The sequence below is a fragment of the Dyadobacter fermentans DSM 18053 genome (assembly GCF_000023125.1).
Lineage (GTDB): Bacteria > Bacteroidota > Bacteroidia > Cytophagales > Spirosomataceae > Dyadobacter > Dyadobacter fermentans.
In genome coordinates this window covers 4,384,084-4,403,223 of the sequence record NC_013037.1, presented here as the reverse complement: position 1 = coordinate 4,403,223, position 19,140 = coordinate 4,384,084, and the positions used below count along the sequence as shown (strand labels likewise).

14 protein-coding genes are annotated in these 19,140 nt (G+C 52.3%); 6 read left to right on the top strand and 8 right to left on the bottom strand.

Translation table 11 applies throughout. From position 1 onward, the window contains the following. Positions 1-78: 78 nt before the first annotated feature. The gene (locus DFER_RS17875) at positions 79-1,053 is read right to left on the bottom strand and encodes a KpsF/GutQ family sugar-phosphate isomerase (protein ID WP_015813054.1); all 975 of its coding nucleotides are present in this window, start codon (positions 1,051-1,053) and stop codon (positions 79-81) included. 93 nt (positions 1,054-1,146) lie between these two features. Here DFER_RS17875 and recQ point away from each other — a divergent pair, with 93 nt between their 5' ends. From recQ to lhgD, 5 genes are all read left to right on the top strand, one after another. Further along, the gene (gene recQ, locus DFER_RS17870; RefSeq protein WP_015813053.1) at positions 1,147-3,360 is read left to right on the top strand and encodes a DNA helicase RecQ; all 2,214 of its coding nucleotides are present in this window, start codon (positions 1,147-1,149) and stop codon (positions 3,358-3,360) included. Between the two features lie 57 nt (positions 3,361-3,417). After that, positions 3,418-4,707, top strand: a complete 1,290-nt coding sequence (purD, locus tag DFER_RS17865) for a phosphoribosylamine--glycine ligase (RefSeq protein ID WP_015813052.1) — start codon at positions 3,418-3,420, stop codon at positions 4,705-4,707. A 117-nt stretch (positions 4,708-4,824) separates the two neighbouring features. Beyond that, a complete protein-coding gene (locus DFER_RS17860) occupies positions 4,825-6,351 on the top strand; it encodes a PSP1 domain-containing protein (protein WP_015813051.1) in 1,527 nt (508 codons plus the stop codon). Between the two features lie 68 nt (positions 6,352-6,419). After that, on the top strand, positions 6,420-7,661 hold the full coding sequence (locus DFER_RS17855; protein WP_015813050.1) for an anhydro-N-acetylmuramic acid kinase: 1,242 nt from the start codon (positions 6,420-6,422) through the stop codon (positions 7,659-7,661). A 23-nt stretch (positions 7,662-7,684) separates the two neighbouring features. After that, positions 7,685-8,884 (top strand): L-2-hydroxyglutarate dehydrogenase, encoded by a 1,200-nt coding sequence (gene lhgD / locus DFER_RS17850; protein WP_015813049.1) that lies wholly within the window; start codon positions 7,685-7,687, stop codon positions 8,882-8,884. Positions 8,885-8,993: 109 nt separating this feature from the next. Here lhgD and DFER_RS17845 read toward each other — a convergent pair whose 3' ends face one another. The 6 genes from DFER_RS17845 to DFER_RS17820 all read right to left on the bottom strand — a co-directional run bounded on the left by DFER_RS17845 (position 8,994) and on the right by DFER_RS17820 (position 17,741). Beyond that, the gene (locus DFER_RS17845) at positions 8,994-10,643 is read right to left on the bottom strand and encodes an amino acid permease (protein WP_015813048.1); all 1,650 of its coding nucleotides are present in this window, start codon (positions 10,641-10,643) and stop codon (positions 8,994-8,996) included. 124 nt (positions 10,644-10,767) lie between these two features. Beyond that, positions 10,768-13,758, bottom strand: a complete 2,991-nt coding sequence (gene secDF, locus DFER_RS17840) for a protein translocase subunit SecDF (RefSeq protein ID WP_015813047.1) — start codon at positions 13,756-13,758, stop codon at positions 10,768-10,770. 125 nt (positions 13,759-13,883) lie between these two features. Beyond that, entirely contained in the window at positions 13,884-14,237 is a 354-nt protein-coding gene (locus DFER_RS17835; protein WP_015813046.1) for a hypothetical protein, read from the bottom strand. A 307-nt stretch (positions 14,238-14,544) separates the two neighbouring features. Beyond that, entirely contained in the window at positions 14,545-15,435 is an 891-nt protein-coding gene (locus tag DFER_RS17830; RefSeq protein WP_015813045.1) for a hypothetical protein, read from the bottom strand. A 70-nt stretch (positions 15,436-15,505) separates the two neighbouring features. Further along, a complete protein-coding gene (locus DFER_RS17825; RefSeq protein WP_015813044.1) occupies positions 15,506-17,311 on the bottom strand; it encodes a type VI secretion system baseplate subunit TssF in 1,806 nt (601 codons plus the stop codon). Position 17,312: 1 nt separating this feature from the next. Further along, a complete protein-coding gene (locus DFER_RS17820; RefSeq protein WP_015813043.1) occupies positions 17,313-17,741 on the bottom strand; it encodes a GPW/gp25 family protein in 429 nt (142 codons plus the stop codon). Between the two features lie 77 nt (positions 17,742-17,818). On the opposite strand from DFER_RS17820, the gene DFER_RS17815 reads away from it, so the two are divergent. Beyond that, positions 17,819-18,586: a TssN family type VI secretion system protein gene (locus DFER_RS17815; protein WP_015813042.1), complete on the top strand. Its 768-nt coding sequence runs from the start codon at positions 17,819-17,821 to the stop codon at positions 18,584-18,586. Between the two features lie 102 nt (positions 18,587-18,688). Here the strand turns inward: DFER_RS17815 and tssD are convergent, their stop codons facing one another. Continuing rightward, positions 18,689-19,105: a type VI secretion system tube protein TssD gene (gene tssD, locus DFER_RS17810; protein ID WP_015813041.1), complete on the bottom strand. Its 417-nt coding sequence runs from the start codon at positions 19,103-19,105 to the stop codon at positions 18,689-18,691. Positions 19,106-19,140: the final 35 nt, after the last annotated feature.

Here is a 19,140-nt window from a genome sequence, read left to right as displayed (position 1 = left end):
AAAAGGCAGGTCGTAACACCTGCCTTTTTTGATGCCGGCATGCGCTAATTATTCGCAGCGCAGTCCTTCCCAGTTGTATTATACCAACCCTTCACGCAGCAAATCGTGCAAATGCACGAATCCAAGCGCCTTACCTTCTTCCACCACTACAACTTGTGTAATGCTTTTGGACTGCATTACCTCCAATGCATTCACCGCATATTCATCGGGTGAAACGGTGATCGGAGATTTCGTCATGATATCTTTTGCGTGCAGGTCCAGTAAACCGGCTGCGCCATAAGTTTTCAGCATTCTTCGGAGGTCGCCGTCGGTGATAATGCCCGCCATTTGGCCATTTTCGCTCACAACCGCCGTCGCACCGAGCCTTTTCGAGGTCATTTCGAGAATTACTTCTTGCAATGTGGCCTGCTCGCTCACGGTAGGCAATGCGTTATGCGGGTAAATGTCGCATACTTTGAGGTAAAGCCGCTTGCCCAGCGAGCCGCCGGGATGGTAGCGGGCGAAGTCGTCGTGGGTAAAGCCGCGTGCTTCGAGCAGGCAGATCGCCAGCGCGTCGCCGAGCGCCATGGTGACCGAAGTGCTCGTGGTGGGAGCGAGGTTCAGTGGGTCGGCCTCGGCGGGAGCGTGCGCATGAAGCGTGAGAATGCAGTTTTTAGCCAAATAGGAGTCCTTATTACTCACCATTGCGATCATTTTTACGCCCGTGCGTTTCAGCAGCGGAACGAGCACTTTGATCTCCGGCGTATCGCCGCTTTTAGAAATTACGATCACAACATCATTGTCCTGGATCATGCCCAGATCGCCGTGAATAGCGTCGGCGGCGTGCATAAAAAGGGCCGGTGTGCCGGTGGAATTCAGGGTGGCTACGATTTTCTGTCCCACGATCGCGCTTTTGCCCACACCGGAGATTACAACCCGCCCTCCCGAGTGTAAAATGGCGTATACGCATTTTTCAAATTCATCATCAATCAATTCAATCAGATCACGCACAGCTTCCGCTTCCTGACGTAATACTTCTTTTGCGATTGACTGAATATTTTTTATTAATTTCAATTCTGAAACACAGTTTAGAGAGACAAAAACGTCATAATTTATTTCAAAGCGCAAAGATAGGGAAGTTTGGAATAACCATTTTGTGAACAGAGTATGGTACAGCAGGTTGATAAAGTCATTAACGACACATTGAAAGGAAAGCTTAAAGAAATATTTGGATACAGTCAATTCCGCGGAGATCAGGAAGTTATCATACAAAATATACTCTTAGGTAAAAATACATTCGTGATTATGCCCACGGGCGCGGGGAAGTCACTCTGCTACCAGCTTCCTGCCCTTGTGAGCGACGGACTGACCATCGTTATTTCCCCGCTGATCGCCCTGATGAAAAACCAGGTCGACCAGCTTACCGCGTTCGGTATCAATGCGCAATTCCTGAACTCCACTCTTACCAAAGCTGAAATGACGCGCGTCAAAACCGATGCGCTCGACGGGACTCTCAAACTGCTCTACATTGCGCCTGAATCGCTCACAAAAGAGGATAACCTCGATTTTCTCAAAAGGGTGAAAATCTCCTTTGTAGCCATCGACGAGGCACACTGTATCTCGGAATGGGGCCACGATTTCCGGCCCGAATACCGTCGTATTCACGGCATTATCGAGAATATCGGCAACTTGCCCATTATCGCGCTCACGGCCACAGCAACGCCGAAAGTGCAGCAGGATATCCGCAAAAACCTGCAAATGGAGGAGGCCGAAACCTTCAAATCGTCCTTTAACCGGAAAAATCTTTACTACGAGATCCGCCCGAAAAAAGACGTCAAAAAGCAGCTCATCCGCTATATCCGTAATAATAAAGGCAAATCGGGCATTGTATATTGCCTGAGCCGCAAAACGGTGGAAGAGGTGGCCGAGCTGCTGAACGTCAACGACGTACGTGCATTACCGTATCATGCCGGCCTCGATGCCAATACCCGGATGGCGAATCAGGACGCGTTCCTGAACGAGGAATGTGACGTGATCGTGGCGACCATCGCATTCGGAATGGGTATCGACAAACCGGATGTGCGCTTCGTGATCCACTACGACGTACCCAAGTCGCTCGAAGGCTATTACCAGGAAACAGGCCGCGCCGGCCGCGACGGGCTGGAAGGCAACTGTCTGATGTTTTACAGCTATGACGACATTCAGAAGCTTGAAAAGTTCAACAAGGACAAAACCGTTACAGAACGCGACAATGCACGCCATTTGCTCAATGAAATGGTCGCCTATTCGACATTGGGCGTGTGCCGCCGCCGCCAGTTGTTGAGCTATTTCGGCGAATATCTTGAAAAAGATTGCGGCTATTGCGACAACTGCAACAAGCCGACCGAGAAGATCAAAGTGCAGGACGACGTGATCCTGATCCTCAAATCGGTACTCCTCACCGAACAGCGCTTCGACGCCGACCATATTGCCGACCTGCTCACATCCACCGATAACCAGTACGTAAAAAGCTACGAACATGACCAGCTCGATGTATTCGGCAAAGGCCTGGAACTGAACGAATCACGCGATTACTGGGTGTCGGCGATCCGCCAGTTGGTGATTTTTGGTTATCTGGAAAAGGATATTGAAAACTATGGCGTGATCAGGCTGTCGGAAAAAGGCGGCCGTTACCTGAACGACCCTTATCCGGTGACGCTCCATAAAGACCATAATTTCGACGAGGAGGAGATAAAAGCGGACGACGACGACAAAGAATCGGGCAACGGCAATGGCAGCGCACATGCGTACGACGAGGCATTGCTCGGAATGCTCAAAGCATTGCGTAAAAAGGTGGCCAAGGATAAAAACCTGCCGCCGTACGTGATCTTCCAGGACCCTTCGATGGAAGAAATGGCGACGACCTACCCGACTACCCAGCAGGAAATGGCGCAGATCAACGGCGTCGGAATGGGCAAGGTGCAGAAGTTCGGCAAACCATTCATCGAGCTCATTTCACGGTATGTGGAGGAAAACGAGATCGAAACAGCGAAGGACGTGGTGATCAAATCCACGGTGAACAAATCCAAAATCAAGATTTTCATCATCCAGCAGGTCGACCGCAAGGTGAGCCTCGACGAGATCGCCGAAGTAAAAGACCTCGCGCTGGCCGATGTGATCGAAGAAGTAGAGCACATTTGCTATTCCGGCACGAAACTGAACCTGGATTATTACATTAACCAGGTAATCGACCGTGAGCGGCAGAAGGACATTTACGATTATTTTATGACGGCCGAGACCGACAATATCTCTACTGCCTTGCATGAATTCGACGGCGAGGAAGTGAGTGAAGAAGAATTAAGACTCATGCGTATCAAATTCTTGTCGGAGCTGGCCAACTAGCACCCACCTGAACTACTCACCGTAAAATCGGTATTTTTTGAATTTTTAAAACCAGTTATGAACATACTCATCTTGGGATCGGGCGGAAGAGAACACGCTTTTGCCTGGAAAATAGCCCAAAGCCCTCTTTGCGATACCCTGTTTATGGCTCCGGGAAATGCCGGAACAGCAAGTGTAGCAACGAACCTATCCATTTCTTACAACGATTTTGACTCCATTGCCAATGCGGTAATCGAAAATAACATCGAACTCGTGATCGTAGGCCCCGAAGAACCGCTGGTGAACGGGGTGGTCGATTATTTCAACGGCCGGGAAGATCTGGCCAAAGTGCGCATTATCGGTCCCGATAAAGCCGGTGCTCAGCTCGAAGGAAGCAAGGATTTCTCGAAGCAATTCATGCAGAAATACGGTGTTCCAACCGCCGCTTCGCGCACATTTACCGCCGAAGAACTGGAAATCGGTTTGGAATACATTGAAAACCATTCATTGCCGATCGTACTGAAAGCCGACGGCCTCGCAGCAGGCAAGGGCGTGATCATCGCCGAGAAGCATGCCGACGCGATCCAGGCATTCCGTGAAATGCTGCTGGATGGCAAATTCGGCAAGGCGGGCAATAAAGTGGTGATCGAACAATTCCTGAAAGGGATAGAATTATCGGTTTTTGTGCTTACTGATGGGGAGCATTATAAAATCCTGCCCGAAGCGAAGGATTACAAGCGTATCGGCGAGAACGATACGGGCCTGAACACAGGTGGAATGGGCGCGGTGTCGCCTGTCGTGTTTGCGGACGCGAATTTTATCCGCAAAGTGGAAGAAAAGGTGGTAAAGCCAACCTTGTATGGCCTTCAAAGCGAGGGCATCAAATATGTAGGGTTTATATTCATCGGGTTGATGAACATCAAAGGCGAGCCCTATGTTATTGAGTATAACGTCCGTATGGGCGATCCTGAAACCGAAGTCGTGATTCCGCGTATCCAGTCGGATTTTGCCATGTTGATGGCCTCTACGGCCAAAGGCACCTTGCAGGATTTCGATTTGCAGATCTCGCCGCAGGTTGCCGTCACCACCGTAGTGGTATCGGGCGGTTATCCCGAGGATTACGAAAAAGGAAAAGTGATTTCGGGGACAGAAAAGGTGGAGGACGTGCATGTGTTCCATGCAGGCACCACTTTCAACGGAAACGCCGAAGTCGTGACCAACGGAGGACGGGTAATGGCGCTTACAGGCCTTGCCAATTCCCTCGAAAACGCCGTGCACAAGTCCCAGCGGGCTGCACAGGTGGTGCAATACGAAGGAAAGTATTTCCGGCACGATATAGGCGTGGATTTAATTAGATATAATGATTGATGAAGCGGAGTAATTATGGGATGTGGATCATGTTCATCCGGGGGGTGCGGTACTAGCGGTACGGCCGTCGCCGGATGTGGAAGTAAAGGAAGCTGCGGAACGGGCGGGTGCAATAAAATGAATGTTTTCGACTGGCTAAGCCACATGGATGTGCCGTCGGGACAACGTTTTGATGTGATCGAAGTCAAGTTCAAAGGAGGCAGAAAGGAATATTTCAGGAATATAAATCAGCTGGAATTCATCACAGGCGACTTTGTGGTGTGTGAAATGGCGTCCGGCCAGCATATTGGAACGGTGTCGTTGCAAGGAGAACTCGTGCGCCTGCAAATGAAGCGCAAAAGCATCCAGATGAACGACGACCTGCACGTGATTTACCGCGTGGCGACGGAGAAGGACCTGGACAAGTTCACCCAGGCAATGGCGCGTGAAATGCCCACGCTCTACCGCACGCGCGAGATCATCCGCGATATGAAGCTAAATATGAAGCTTTCGGACGTGGAATATCAGGCGGATAATACCAAAACGACATTCTACTACTCGTCAGAAGAGCGGGTGGATTTCCGCGAGCTGATCAAAACGCTGGCGTCGGAATTTAAGGTGCGTATCGAAATGCGGCAGATCAGCCTGCGCCAGGAAGCAAGCCGCCTCGGCGGACTGGGCTCCTGCGGGCGCGAGCTCTGCTGCTCGACCTGGCTCACCGATTTCAAAAACATTTCGACAGCCGCGGCACGCTATCAGAACCTTTCATTGAACCCGGCAAAGCTTTCGGGGCAATGCGGAAGGCTGAAATGCTGTCTCAACTATGAACTGGAAACCTACATTGATGCCTTGCGGGATATCCCCACGGTGGACGCGCCATTGAAAACCAAGAAAGGCGTAGCCACGTTGCAGAAAACGGATATTTTCAAGAAAATCATGTGGTTCGGCTTCGATAAGGACACCAACTGGTATCCTGTGCCGATCGACAAGGTGTTGGAAATCATTGATTTGAATAAAAAGGATATTATCCCCGAATCACTAGAAATCCTGACGCCGGAGCCGGAAAAAAGCCTCGACAAGGTGCCCGGCAAGCTCAACAGCGACCTGGAAAACCTCGACAAAAAATACAGCGACGAGCAGAAGAAAAAGAAAAAGAAGAAAAGCCGGTCGGGTAAAAACCGCGGAAACGGCGGTCCGGAAGCGGGCAGCGCCGACAATGCAGCCAGCGATGCCGGAAATACCAATGCTGGAAGCGGAAACGCCGGCAACAATGCCGGCAATGCGCCTTCGAACAAGGGTAATAACCCAAATCAGGGCCAGCGGAACCGCGGCGGAAATAACCAGGGCGAGGAACGTCAGAACAAAGGCAACAACCAGGGGGAAGAGCCGCGTAACAGGGGCAACCACCAGCGTGACGGCCAGCGTAACCGCGGTAACAACAATGCCGGCGGCGAACCTCAAAACCGTGGAAACGACAATAACCCCGGCGGTGAGCCGCGCAACAAAGGCAATAACGAAGGGGGAAACCGCAATAATAACGAAGGAAACAGAAACCGCAACCGCAACAGGGGACCTAAATCGGGCGGTGGGTCGTCGAGCGGCGGACCGTCGGGCGGCGCACCGTCGGGCGGCAGTCCGAAACCGGAAGGCGACAGCAACGGATAATATGGTTTCCAACGAATCCAATCGGGCCAGCTCATTCCAAGGCTGGCCCGTTTTTTAGCAATACACCTGTGAAAGAACACGTTGAAAAGCTTCACGCGCTGAGCCGCAAGCCGTCGCGCAGGATCATCGGGCTGATGTCGGGTACCTCGCTCGATGGGCTGGATGTGGCACTTTGCCGCGCGGAAGGCAGCGGGCCGGAGACCCGATTGCAGGTGGAGTATTTCAAAACGGTGCCTTACGATGAGGCGTTCAGGAATGCCATTCGGGAGATTTTTGCCAAAAGGCAGATCGATTTTCAGCAACTGGTGTTGCTAAACCCGCTGATTGGGCTGCAACATGGGCAAATGATCCTCGACTGTCTGACCGAATGGGGCATCGGCCCACAGGAAATCGACCTTATCGCGAGCCACGGGCAAACCGTTTTCCACGCGCCGCAAAAGCAGCACGGCGTTGCGGGCTTTCCCAATGCCACGTTGCAGATCGGCGACGGCGATCATATCGCCGTGAAAACCGGCATAATTACGCTCAGCGATTTCAGGCAAAAACACATTGCGGCGGGTGGCGAAGGAGCCCCGCTGGCTGTGTACGGCGATTATTTCCTGTTTTCTCAAAAAAACGAGAACCGGATTTTGCTGAACATGGGCGGCATTGCCAACTTTACATTCCTGCCCGGCAACCTGGATGCTTCGGTGGTTTTCACCACCGATACCGGTCCCGGAAATACATTGATCGACGCTTTCACACGCCTGCATTTCGGCAGGCCGTTTGATGAAAACGGCGAAATCGCCGCCAGCGGGACCATTGATCCTGCATTGCTGAATGCATTGAAGGACGCCCCGTTTTTTGAACAGCCATTTCCCAAAACCACCGGCCCCGAAGTTTTCAGCATGGATTATGTGAAAAATGCCATGCAGGTTTCCGGCCGTCTTGCCATTGAACCGAAAGATCTGATAGCGACATTAACCCAATTCAGCGCAGAGACGATCTCCGAAGCTATTCACAATGCAATGCAAAAAGGTGAAGCGATAGTAACGGAAAACGGAGAAATAAATGCAATGCAAAGCGGCGGGGTATTTGAAGTTTACGCGAGCGGCGGCGGTGCGCATAATCCCGCATTAATGGGCGCGATCGGTAAGTTGCTGGGCCGGAATATCCGCCTGATCGATGAATTGGGCGTGGCGGGCGATGCGAAAGAGGCAGTCCTGTTTGCTGTGCTGGCTAATGAGGCCGTTGCGGGCGAGGCGGTATATTTCGGTGAAAAGAAAGGCGTACCGGGCGTTTCGATGGGGAAAATCTCCTTCCCCGGTTAAGTAAGGAAATAGTATTTGAATATATGTACGACATTACCATCATAGGCGGCGGCATTGTAGGCCTCGCAACTGCCCTCCGCATCAAAGAGCAGAAACCATCCCTGAAAGTGTTGCTCCTCGAAAAGGAAAATGAGGTGGCCAAACACCAGACCGGCCACAATAGCGGTGTCATCCACTCCGGACTGTACTACAAACCCGGTAGCCTGAAAGCGACCAACTGCATTCGGGGATACCGTATGCTCATTGATTTCTGCGACAAGGAAGGTGTTGCTTACGATTTGTGTGGAAAAATAGTGGTAGCAACTACCGAAGAGCAGCGCCCGCTGCTGCGGAATCTCTTCGAGCGAGGGAATCAGAATGGCCTCACTGAGAACCGCATGATCTCACAAGGTGAAATGCGGGAAATTGAGCCGCATGTGAAAGGGCTGGAAGGCATTTGGGTGCCCTACACGGGCATTATCGACTATAAAGCGGTTTGTGAAAAATACGCGGAGAAATTCCGCTTGCTGGGCGGCGAGGTACGTTTCAATGAGAAAGTGACCGACATTAAAAACCGCAATACGCATTCGGAAGTGGTAACTGCCACGGGAAAGGTGTTTGAAACCAAGCTGTTGGTGAACTGCGCCGGGCTGTATTCCGACAAGGTGGCGCAGCTCACGCAGCCGGAGAATATCAATGTCCGCATTATCCCTTTCCGAGGGGAGTATTACAAAATCCGCCCCGAAAAGCATTACCTCGTCAAAAACCTCATTTATCCCGTTCCCGACCCCAATTTCCCCTTCCTGGGCGTGCATTTCACGCGCATGATCGAGGGCGGCATCGAGGCGGGGCCCAATGCGGTGTTTGCATTCAAGCGCGAGGGTTATAACAAGCTGGATATCAACGTGCCCGAAATGCTCGAATCGCTTACCTGGCCGGGATTTCAGAAGGTAGCCATGAAGTACTGGCGCACGGGCATGGGCGAATATTACCGCTCATTCTCCAAAGCCGCATTCACCAAAGCGTTGCAGGGCCTGATCCCCGAAATCCAGGGTGACGATCTCATCCCCGGCGGCTCAGGCGTACGCGCGCAGGCATGCGACTACGATGGCGGCCTGCTGGACGACTTTTCGATTATTGAAAACAAAACGGCTATTAATGTGTGCAACGCTCCTTCCCCCGCAGCGACGTCGTCGTTGTCCATCGGCCAGACGGTGTCGGAGAAAGTGCTTTCAAGGTTTTAGATTCCTATTAATACAAAAGAAAAAGAGGCCATCCCACTACGGAATGGCCTCTTTTCGTTTGATATTTTTTCCTTTCTCCTCTCCTCCGTCTTCCCTTTTTTCCTTCTGATTACGCCTTCTTCGTCTGCGTCATACCGAAAGCCACGAGGTGAATGGCTGCGAAAATGAGTGAGAAGTAATAGAGGGCCGTGTCGCTGCCGTCGGTTTGGATGTGGTGAACGTACGCAATAATCGCGAGGAGAAGCGCCAGCACAATGCCGACCCAGCCTACCGTTTTTCCACCAGCTACAATAGAAGCCGGCAGCTTGTTTGACAGGAAGCTGTTTTTAATGCCATACCACAAATACACATCGAAACCGATGATCATCCAAACGAACAGACGAATCCAGGTATCAAGTGGTAGGAACGCCATCATGAAGAAGCAGGTCGCAACACCGAGGATCGGCACCAACGGTACCAGCGGCGTTTTGAATGCACGCGGCGCATCCGGCATTTGCTTGCGCATCACGATGATACCGATACACACGAGGATGAACGCGAACAATGTACCGATACTCGTCATTTCACCTACTACCCGTGCAGGCACGAATGCGGCGAAAAGGCTCACGAATACCAGGAACATGGTGTTGTTTTTCACCGGCGTTTTGAACTTAGGGTGTACGGCCGAGAAAACGCGCGGCAGCAAACCGTCCTTGCTCATGCTGAAAAACACACGGCTTTGGCCCAAAAGCATTACCAGGATCACCGATGCATAACCGGCAAGGATCGCTACGATGATCGCGCGGTTCAGCCACGGGTAATCCGGGTGAATGGCACCGCTGGCGTCGGGAGTACCCATCGCTTCGATCGCCACCGCTACGGGTGCAATTCCGTCCTGGCCTTTGAATGAAGTATAGTTGGTAACGCCGGTCATCACGTGCGCAAACAGGATGTACAGAATGGTACAGATGATCAGCGACCCCAGGATGCCGATAGGCATGTCTTTTCTTGGATTCTTGGCTTCCTGCGCCGCGGTACTTACGGCATCAAAACCAATGTAGGCGAAAAAGACGATCGCCGCGGCTCGTATGATCCCGCTGAAACCGTATTCGCCAAAGTTGCCCGTGTTGTCGGGAATATAAGGTACGTAATTCGATTCGTTGATGTATTTCCAGCCTAATGCAATGAAGATCAGCACCACAGCTACTTTCAAGCCCACAATAATACCATTCACGGTGGCGCTTTCCTCGGTTCCTTTCATCAATAGCAAACTCATCAGGATTACGATGAAGATTGCGGGCAGGTTGATGATCCCGCCATCCCACGGACCTACTGTGAGCGCCGTGGGTAAATGCACGTCAAACCCCTCGCAGAACTTGACTAAATACCGGCTCCAGCTGATACTTACCGTGGCCGCGCCGACGGCATATTCGAGTACAAGGTCCCAGCCGATGATCCACGCGATGAACTCGCCCATCGTGGCGTAGGAATAGGTATAGGCACTACCCGCAACCGGGATCATGGATGCGAATTCGGCATAGCAAAGGCCGGCGAATGCACAGCCCAATGCCGCAACAATAAATGAAATGGTAATGGCCGGGCCCGCCTGGTTGGCAGCGGCTCCGCCGGTAATGGAGAAAAGTCCCGCACCAATGATCGCACCGATACCCAGTGCAACCAGGCTTCCGGGGCCCAGTGTGCGTTTTAGCTGGTTCCCTTCTCCGGTTGATTCCTGTAATAGTTTTTCAAGTGGTTTTTTAATCCAGAGTTGACTTGCCATATATTAGGTTCGTTGTTGTAGAAATGATGGTCTGATAAAGCTAAAAAGAAAATTTCCTAACTACGTATAGGCACCAAATAAAAAGAGGGTAAGTGCAAAACTTACCCTCTTTTATTCTTTTATATTAAGCCTTGACTTTTTTCGTCGCCGCTGGCGCCGTAGCGTCTGCTGCTACTGCTGGTGCCGGCTCATTCTTCTGCGAACGTTGCAGCAGGTCTACCACGATCGGCGCCGCCACGAAGAGTGAAGAATAAGTACCCACGATTACCCCAAGCAACATACAGAAAGTAAATCCGCGGATTACAGCTCCACCGAAGATCATCAGGACGATCAACACGAGGATTACCGAGATACCCGTTACAGCCGTACGGCTCAAAGTACTGTTCAACGCGTTGTTGATAACGGTAGAAAGGCTTTGTCCGCGGGATTTCTCGTCGGCCAGGTAATCACGGATACGGTCATAAATTACGACGGTGTCGTTCATCGAATAACCGATCATGGTCAAAATCGCGCCGATGAATGCCTGGTCGATATCGAGTGACCATGGCAACCAGCCGTTGAACAATGAGAAGATCGCCAGGATGATCACCACGTCGTGCGCGAGTGACATTACCGCACCGTAAGAGAACGCCACGCGTTTGAAACGGATGAGGATATACACGAAGTTGGCGGCCAATGCGAGCAATACCGCGTAAACCGCGCTCCACAACGTGTCTTTCGCCATGGTAGGACCTACTTTGTTCGAGCTTACGATCTTAGCAGGGTTATTGGCGATTTTTTGGGTTGCTTCCAGGATTTTCGCTTCCGCTTTCTGGTCAGCCTCAGGCGTGGTGTCTTCGATGAGGTAAGGAGTCGTGATTTTCACCTGATCCTGGCCTCCGAAAGTTTTTACCTCGGTAGTAGAGCCGAGTACGTCGTCCATGTTGGCACGAAGCGCATCTGCATCCACATTGTTTTCAAAGCGAACTACATAAGAGCGGCCGCCTTTGAAGTCGATACCCAATCCGAACCCTTTGAAGATGAACGAACCCACACCGATCGCGATGATGATACCGGAGATCACGTAGAAGCGACGGCGCTGCGAAACGAAGTCGAAGTCGTTGTCCTTGAACCAGTTTTTGGTCAGGTTCGTAGCGAATGCGAAGGTCTTGCCGTTTTTGAGCTTTTGTTCAAGCAGCAAACGCGTGATGAAGATCGCACTGAACAATGAGGTCAAAAGACCCAGCACAAGGGTAGTTGCAAAACCCAATACCAGACCTGTACCGAATGTGTAAAGGATGATACCGGTCAAAAGTGTAGTAACGTTGGAGTCGATAATGGCGGTCAATGAATGCTTGAAACCGTCACGGATCGATTGTGCAAACGGCTTTCCTTCCGCCAGCTCGGCCTTGATACCTTCGTAAATCAGTACGTTCGCATCCACCGCCATACCGATCGAAAGCACGATACCCGCGATACCCGAGAGCGTCAATACAGCTCCAAGGGACGCCATCACACCCAGCAGGAAGAACAAGTTGATCAAAAGTGCAATGTCAGCGATCCAGCCAGCCTGGTTGTAATAAGCCACCATGAACACAAGTACGATCAGCAAACCTACTGCCGACGACATCAATCCGTCGTTGATCGCCTCAGCACCGAGTGAAGAACCTACCACAGCTTCTTCCACAATGTGGGTTGGAGCAGGCAGTTTGCCGGCTTTCAGTACGTTAGCCATATCTTTTGTCTCTTCCACGGTGAAGCTACCGGTGATCGAAGAGTTACCGTTCGGGATCTCGCCCTGTACGGTTGGAGCGGTGTAAACAAGGTTATCGATGATGATCGCTACCGGGCGGCCAACGCTGCGGGCAGTGAGTGAACGCCATTTGCGGGCACCTTCGCCGTTCATACGCATGGTTACTTCCGGACGGCCGCGGTCGTCGTAGTCGTGCGTTGCATCCACGATCACGTCGCCTTCCATGGCTGCTTCACCATTGGTTTTCTTGATGAAATACAAAGGCAGAATCAACTGGTTACCACCTGCTTCGGTGCCTTTGCGGTCCCACATAAACACGAGGTCGGCAGGGAAAAGCGAGCGAACTTCGGGGCGGCGCAGGATTTCGCTGGCGCGCGCAGTGTCTTTCAGGTACACGCCAAGGCCTTGTGGCATAGGCACAAAAAGGCTGGTCAATGCAGCACTTTGAGCTGCCAATGCAGCCGAGTCAGTAGCGGCAGTATCCGATTTTTGCTCCAACTGGGCAGCGAGGCCGCCAGCAGTTGATTTTTTGGTAGTGTCGCTGGCAGCGGTGTCTGCAGATGCAGTCGCCGGAGCAGATTTTTTAGCGGCTTTCTCAATTTCAGCTTGCTGAGTCAGGTAACGGCCAAGGCCTTCCAGACCTGCGCCAAGTTCCTGCGTCAGGTATACTTCTGCAAATTCCAGTTTCGCGGCACCGGAAAGGAGGCGGCGAACACGCTCGGGGTTATCCACACCCGGAAGCTCTACCAAAACGCGGTTCTGACCCGGCAGGCGCTGGATGTTCGGGTTAGTCACACCGAATTTGTCGATACGGGCCTGGGTGATCTGGAACGCGCGGTCGATAGAACCGTCGATCTCCGTTTTCAGCATTTTAATCACGTCCGAATCCGACGAGTTGCTGTTGATCTTGCCGCGGTTGGCGCTGGTAGCGAACACGGAAGCGAGGCTTGTGTTGGGAGCAGCTTCTTTATAAGCGCTTACGAAGCGGTTGATAAATGTGCTGTTGTTGGCCGATTTATCTTCACCTGCTTTTTTCAATGCGCTCTGGAATGCCGCGCTGCGAGCGTTACCGCCAGCCATGCCTTTCAGGATGTCCGCAGGAGCAACTTCCAAAACTACGTGCATACCGCCCTGAAGGTCGAGGCCGAGGTTCAGTTCGCGCTCCATTACTTCCTGCAAAGTGTGGCCGAGGTACACGTCTTCACGCCACAGGGAGTCGATATAATGCTGTTTTTTGGTCATATCCACCTCGCCTTTCGCATCGGTCGCATAGGCTACGGCCTTGCTTTTGATATTGCGCGACACAAAAGTGAAGGACAGATAATAGACGCTAATAAGGGCGACGACGATCGTCAACGCGATTATCCCGTTCTTGTTGGTCATTTTGAAATGAAAAATTAAATTGAAATGCTTGAAATACAACTGAATAGCGCCTGCCGAAAATGATTAACGGAACAGGCTGCCGGCGAAAAATGCGGACGTGCGGGCCTGATGCGCCCGCTCATACATTACGGAGCGTTGGTGACGATAAATCTGCCGAAAACCCGCTGAAAATGAGAAACCAGGAAGACCGGCTCGCTGAATGCAGTCCGGACAACGAGCTTTTTGGCAACGAAATGCCAGACAGGTTGCGGTAAAAAATATAGGAATTGGTAAAAATCGTAGGAAATGGCCGGCGTGATGACCGCATTCAGGCTAAGGGCGCTCACCTCGGGCTGTTCCGACTGGCCGGGCTGCGCAAGGGCTTTTTTAGCCAGATCTTTGGCGATGGCCTCCGTTTTGCCGCCTTCAAAAACACCCCGATCCGTGTGATCCGACCACGACCGCGCTCCCGCCACCGCCAATAAAAGGACGGCTAGCATTAAGCTGATGGCCTGGTTTATCACTCGTACTGTCTTCACTTTCAGATTCGGGATTTCAATGAAACCGCAAATTTGATTCGAAAAAATCAGAATCGCAAGATAAATTTCCGGCGGGGCGATATTACTATTCTATTAATAACTTGTGTTTTGTATGTTTTTGTAATTCAAATGCAGGTTTTACCTACCTGCCGGTATAATAGAATGATAATCAATTAAGTAAAAAGTTAGCTGGTGCTACGTGTCTGTGTTGGGCATATTTTGAATATGATACTTTTAAATCAAGACACGGGAAACAGGCCTACACACCTCAAATCGTAAAGTAGCCCAGCGGCACCGCCGGGCTATCGTCGTCAGCGAGCATGAATGCGGATTGGCCGGGCGGGAGTGTCAGCGCGGTCAGGATGTCGCATTCAACCGGGACGAACCAGCCCAGCAGCCAGTTTACGAGCGCTTTGAAGTGCTCATCATGAAGGTGCCTGTCCAGCTCCGCGGCGCCGGGCATTTCGATTTCCACCTGGATGGCGGGCATTCCGGCGTCCAGCTCGCCGCCTAACGCCGTGTCCGATCCGAGCGCCGCATCGCCCATACTCGCATGGGTTTCGCAATAGCATTTCAGGCCCGTAACCGCCTGGACCGCAACCGGTAGCCGCAATGCAATGGACATGATCTCCGCTGCCTTATCCAGATTACCGCGGTATTCCGACACAAGGGGCAGAAACGGAAGCAACTGTACAAACACGTCCGCATCCAGCGTCGCCGGCGCCTGCCAGAACGCTTTTAGCTCTTCCAGCAACCCCGAATCCGGCCCCAGTTCCCACGCGCATTGTTCCAGCCGGGCGAGTGTGACCCGGTTCAAAAAGAATTCTTGTTCCAAAGGCAGGAAGAAGAGCCGCGACTGCTGTTCATTTTCGCGTTGAAGGCGTATTTCGTCCACCTTCTTTTTAACCGTATTCAGGTTTGCCGACGACGGAAGGTGAAATAGCTGCTCGGGCAGATGGTCGTAAATGCCGCTGCGGTTGGATTCGATAACGTGCCCTTTGAAATTCCCCAGTTCCAGTTCGCGAACGCTCTCCACATCCAGGTGGCTGCGTCTTTTGAAATCCCCTAGCGGCCGAAAGAGGATCTGTCCGGCAGGCACGCCGGTTTCGAGCCATGAGCTGGCGATGAATTCGGCTTTGAGGTCGGGGCGGGGGTTCATGAGTTCGGTGCGGTCAGGAGTTGTTTGGTCTTGTCACGTGTGGTCAAGTGTTGTCAGGTGTGGTCTGTTGTCAGGCGTTGGCGGGTAGTGTGACGACCTGAATCGGGTACATGCCGGTGGATAGCCGGGTAACTTTCATTTGCAGCAATTCGCATTCGCGGGCCCAGTCTTCGCTCGGGCGTGCGGCGGGCGTGAGGCCTATTTGCAGGCAGCGTACAAAGCCTTGTCCGGGCATTTGGCCAGGTATGAAATGCGGTTTTACGTGCACGTCCCGGAGCCGATCGCCCAGCTCGGCGGTGCAATAGGCGCGTACATCTTCCAGCGTAACGAGCCTGTTGCGCGTGACGATGTTCTTGCGAAGTTCATTCACATAATCGGTTTCGTCCGGCTTGGCTTTGCCGCCCGATGACCGGGTAAGCAGGATAATGTCCCCACCGCTCACGCCTGTCGCCGAATAGGATTGCAGCCGCGTACCTGCCGGAATGCCATTGGCCTGTTCGGCCAGCGTGCTCCAATACGATATGAAAAGAACATCCGGATTTTTTTCACCCCGGATAACCAGAAATGGTTGTGCGGTGGTTTCGCTGGCTTTTTTAACGCCCAGCTTCTGCTCGATCCGCGCCATGTTCTGCGCAATTTCCCTGAGAATGGACGCCAGGAAATCCTCTCCGATTGCATTGAAAGCCGTAACCTCGTCGCGAAGCAGCTCCATGAGCTGATACAAGACTGCCCGGGCGTCGCGCTTGTCGAACCGGCCGATGCCCTGTCTGCGGAGGGTGTAAATGCGCCTTGCGTTGGGTCGGGGAGCGTCTTCTTCTTCGTTATAAAGGTTCTTTTCGGAGGCTGAGTAAACCTCATTTTTTTGGTTAATAACACTTTTTACCCCCATAAATGCATCGCCGCTCGGTAATGCGATCCCGTTCAGCCCGCTTTGGAGGCGGTAAGTGATTTTGTTGAGCTGTTTGTTCTGGACGGGAAATGCATTCAGCCACACATCCATTTGTTCAAATCCCTGGGACGGAAATACCGTCGGCCAGGTGATTTCGATCCAAACCAGGGGTTTTTTCAATGTTTGCAGCGTCCGCGAATCGAACATTCGGGCGAATGCATCGGGGTAGGGTTCGGTTTTAAGTTTGCCTTTTTCCCAGGAGTCGTCGCTTTCAATGCGCGCGAAGCTGCTGTTGTACACGAGTATGGCGTCGTCCACGGAGTTCTCGTCCAGGCCGTTTGCAATGGTGAGCGGTTTGCCGTTTGCCCGCCAGCTTGCGGCCGGGAGGAAAGCCCGGTATTGGTATTCCGCCGGGTCGCCGGTCCAGTCGAAAAAGAAGCGGAAACCGTTCCAGGTTGTAATACCGGGGTCGATATCCAGCCCCAGCCAGATGCTCTGCTCACCGCCGGGCTGCGGTAATGTTTTGGAAACGAGTGTTTTAATGCCTTTTTCAACCGAAAAAAGCGCCAGCGGCGTTGCAAACTGCACAATGGCCGCGTTTACAAGCGGATACCGGCCCGTGGGCACGAAATGTACTTCGGTGGTTTCGCCCTTGCGGATATTCGTGCGCTTGCCCGTGAGTTGGTTCTCGGGCTCAATCCAACCCGTAGGCTCCTGCGGGCGCGCCTGCACGATGGCTGTGGCCGGTTGCGGACCGTTATGGCTTTCGGGAGAGAGGATTTCGGCGAGCCGGGTCATCAGCCGGAGTTCGGTGTGTTCAATTTCCTGTCCCACCTTTTCAAATTCCACCGAGCAGGCCTCCACCAGCAGCCGTACGAGCGGGTCGAAATGATCGGCCAGGGCGTCGTCGATGCCCCAAAGCTCGGTGCAGCGTTTGATCAGCCTGCGCGAAATGTTTTCCTTCGTGTAGCGCATCGTCTCTGTCATGTCATTCGATGGATAAGGGTGATATGAAAATGCGTTCGAAGAAAATGAACGGTTCGTTCGTGCGCCGGATGGTCGCCTTGATTTCGATGCCGACACGCTTGCGGACGTAGTTGTTGGTTTTGGTCAAAACCTCAAATTCTTCCATTTCCACACGGATTTTGATGTTCGTCAGCCTGCGCTCATAGGTATTTACAGCTTCTTCCAGCGATTCGCGGATGAGGTCTTTCCATTTGATTTGGGATAAAACCGAAAAATCATGGTCCCAAAGTGCGCAGCCGTAGCGACTGTCGAACCGGTTTTCATCGAAATGCGTGACCATGAGCAGGTACAAATGCTGGTGGATCGCTTCCCTGTCGGGGCATTTCGGATGGGGCTGGCCAGCCACGATCCGGTCCAGCGAAAGCGGCAGCGAATAGTTTTGATCTTCCATCCGGCGTTTAATAAATTGTGGTTGTATTAATGAAAGTCTGACTTATTTTTGTCTGATCACCAACCTGTAAGCCCCCGATGAACCTTCCGTTTGTTAAAACTGTCACACAACGCCTTCAACTTTTGTATGCAGTCGTGCTGACAGCCTTGCTGACGTTGGTAGGGGCGCTCGGTTTCTGGATCATCGACTACCGCGACGCCTATCCGATGGCCATGGGCGCCTTTCTCTTATTGGGTATCCTGCACGTTTACCTGCTTTCGCAATGGTTTGGCCGGCTTTTTGAAAACCGTTCCGCGCGGGCAATCGGTTTTACCTTGCTGATCACGCTGCTGACGGCCCTTGCAGTCATTTTTTTGTATCACAAAGTCGCGCAGGAGCTTTCTAAAGGTTTGGGAATGGCTACGGCGCTGGTGGGTTTTTTGTTCCCGGTTTTTGTAGCGCGGGTTTATCAGAGTTACCTCGAAATTCCGCTCAGGGATTATAAAAAGTGGCATTACCCGGTAGGGCAGCCGTTGCCGGACATGGATCTGCTCGATCTTTCCCGCGTGCTGGTAATCCAGTTTGAATTTACCAAAACGGCGGGCGAGCCCGCATTCACCAACTTCCGGGCCAAGGCACCGCATTCAATGCTATTCGGCGAGCTGTTTTTTATTTTCCTGAACGACTACAATGATCGCAATCCCGGCAGCCCGGTCGAGTATCTCGCGCCCGATGGCACGCCGTACGGCTGGCTGTTCTATAAAAAGTTACCCTGGTACAAGCGCCGCGTTTATATGGACCCGGACCTTACTTTCCAGGCCAATCACATTGTCGATAATGAGACAATCGTGGCCGTGCGAGGGTAGGGGCGCAATTTGTATTTATTGTCAGCCTGAGCGGACGGGGTCGCCCGGCGGTCGAAGGACGGTACGGTACCGGCCTTCGACTCCGCTCAGGCTGACAGGCTACTACCAGCGGTTAGTATGCGGCGTACCGAACAGCTTGATCTCCCGAGCCGAAAGCGTCAGGCTGGTTGTCATGGGCATCGAGCCGGTTTCCACGAAACTTTCGCTGTATTGCACGCAGTACACGTCGGTCAGTTCTAGCTCCTTCTGCGTTTGTTCCTCATCCACGTTTTTGAAAGTGATTTTGGCCGAAGGCTTTTTGCCGTCCGGGTCTACCATCCATTCCCAGAGGCTCTGGCTGTCGCTGGCGCTCGAAGAATCGACTTGTATGAAAACGGTACCTCCATATACTTTGGAAGAAACGCGTCCTTTATCGTCAATGGATTGGGACAGGGCGTAGCTGCACGAGATCACGGCAATACCGTCGCCGGACGGGCCGCCATCCCAGGTAAAATAAGCGTCAAAACTTGAAGCTGGCATAGTTGTAAGTGTTTAAAAGTGAATGAATTGGTTTT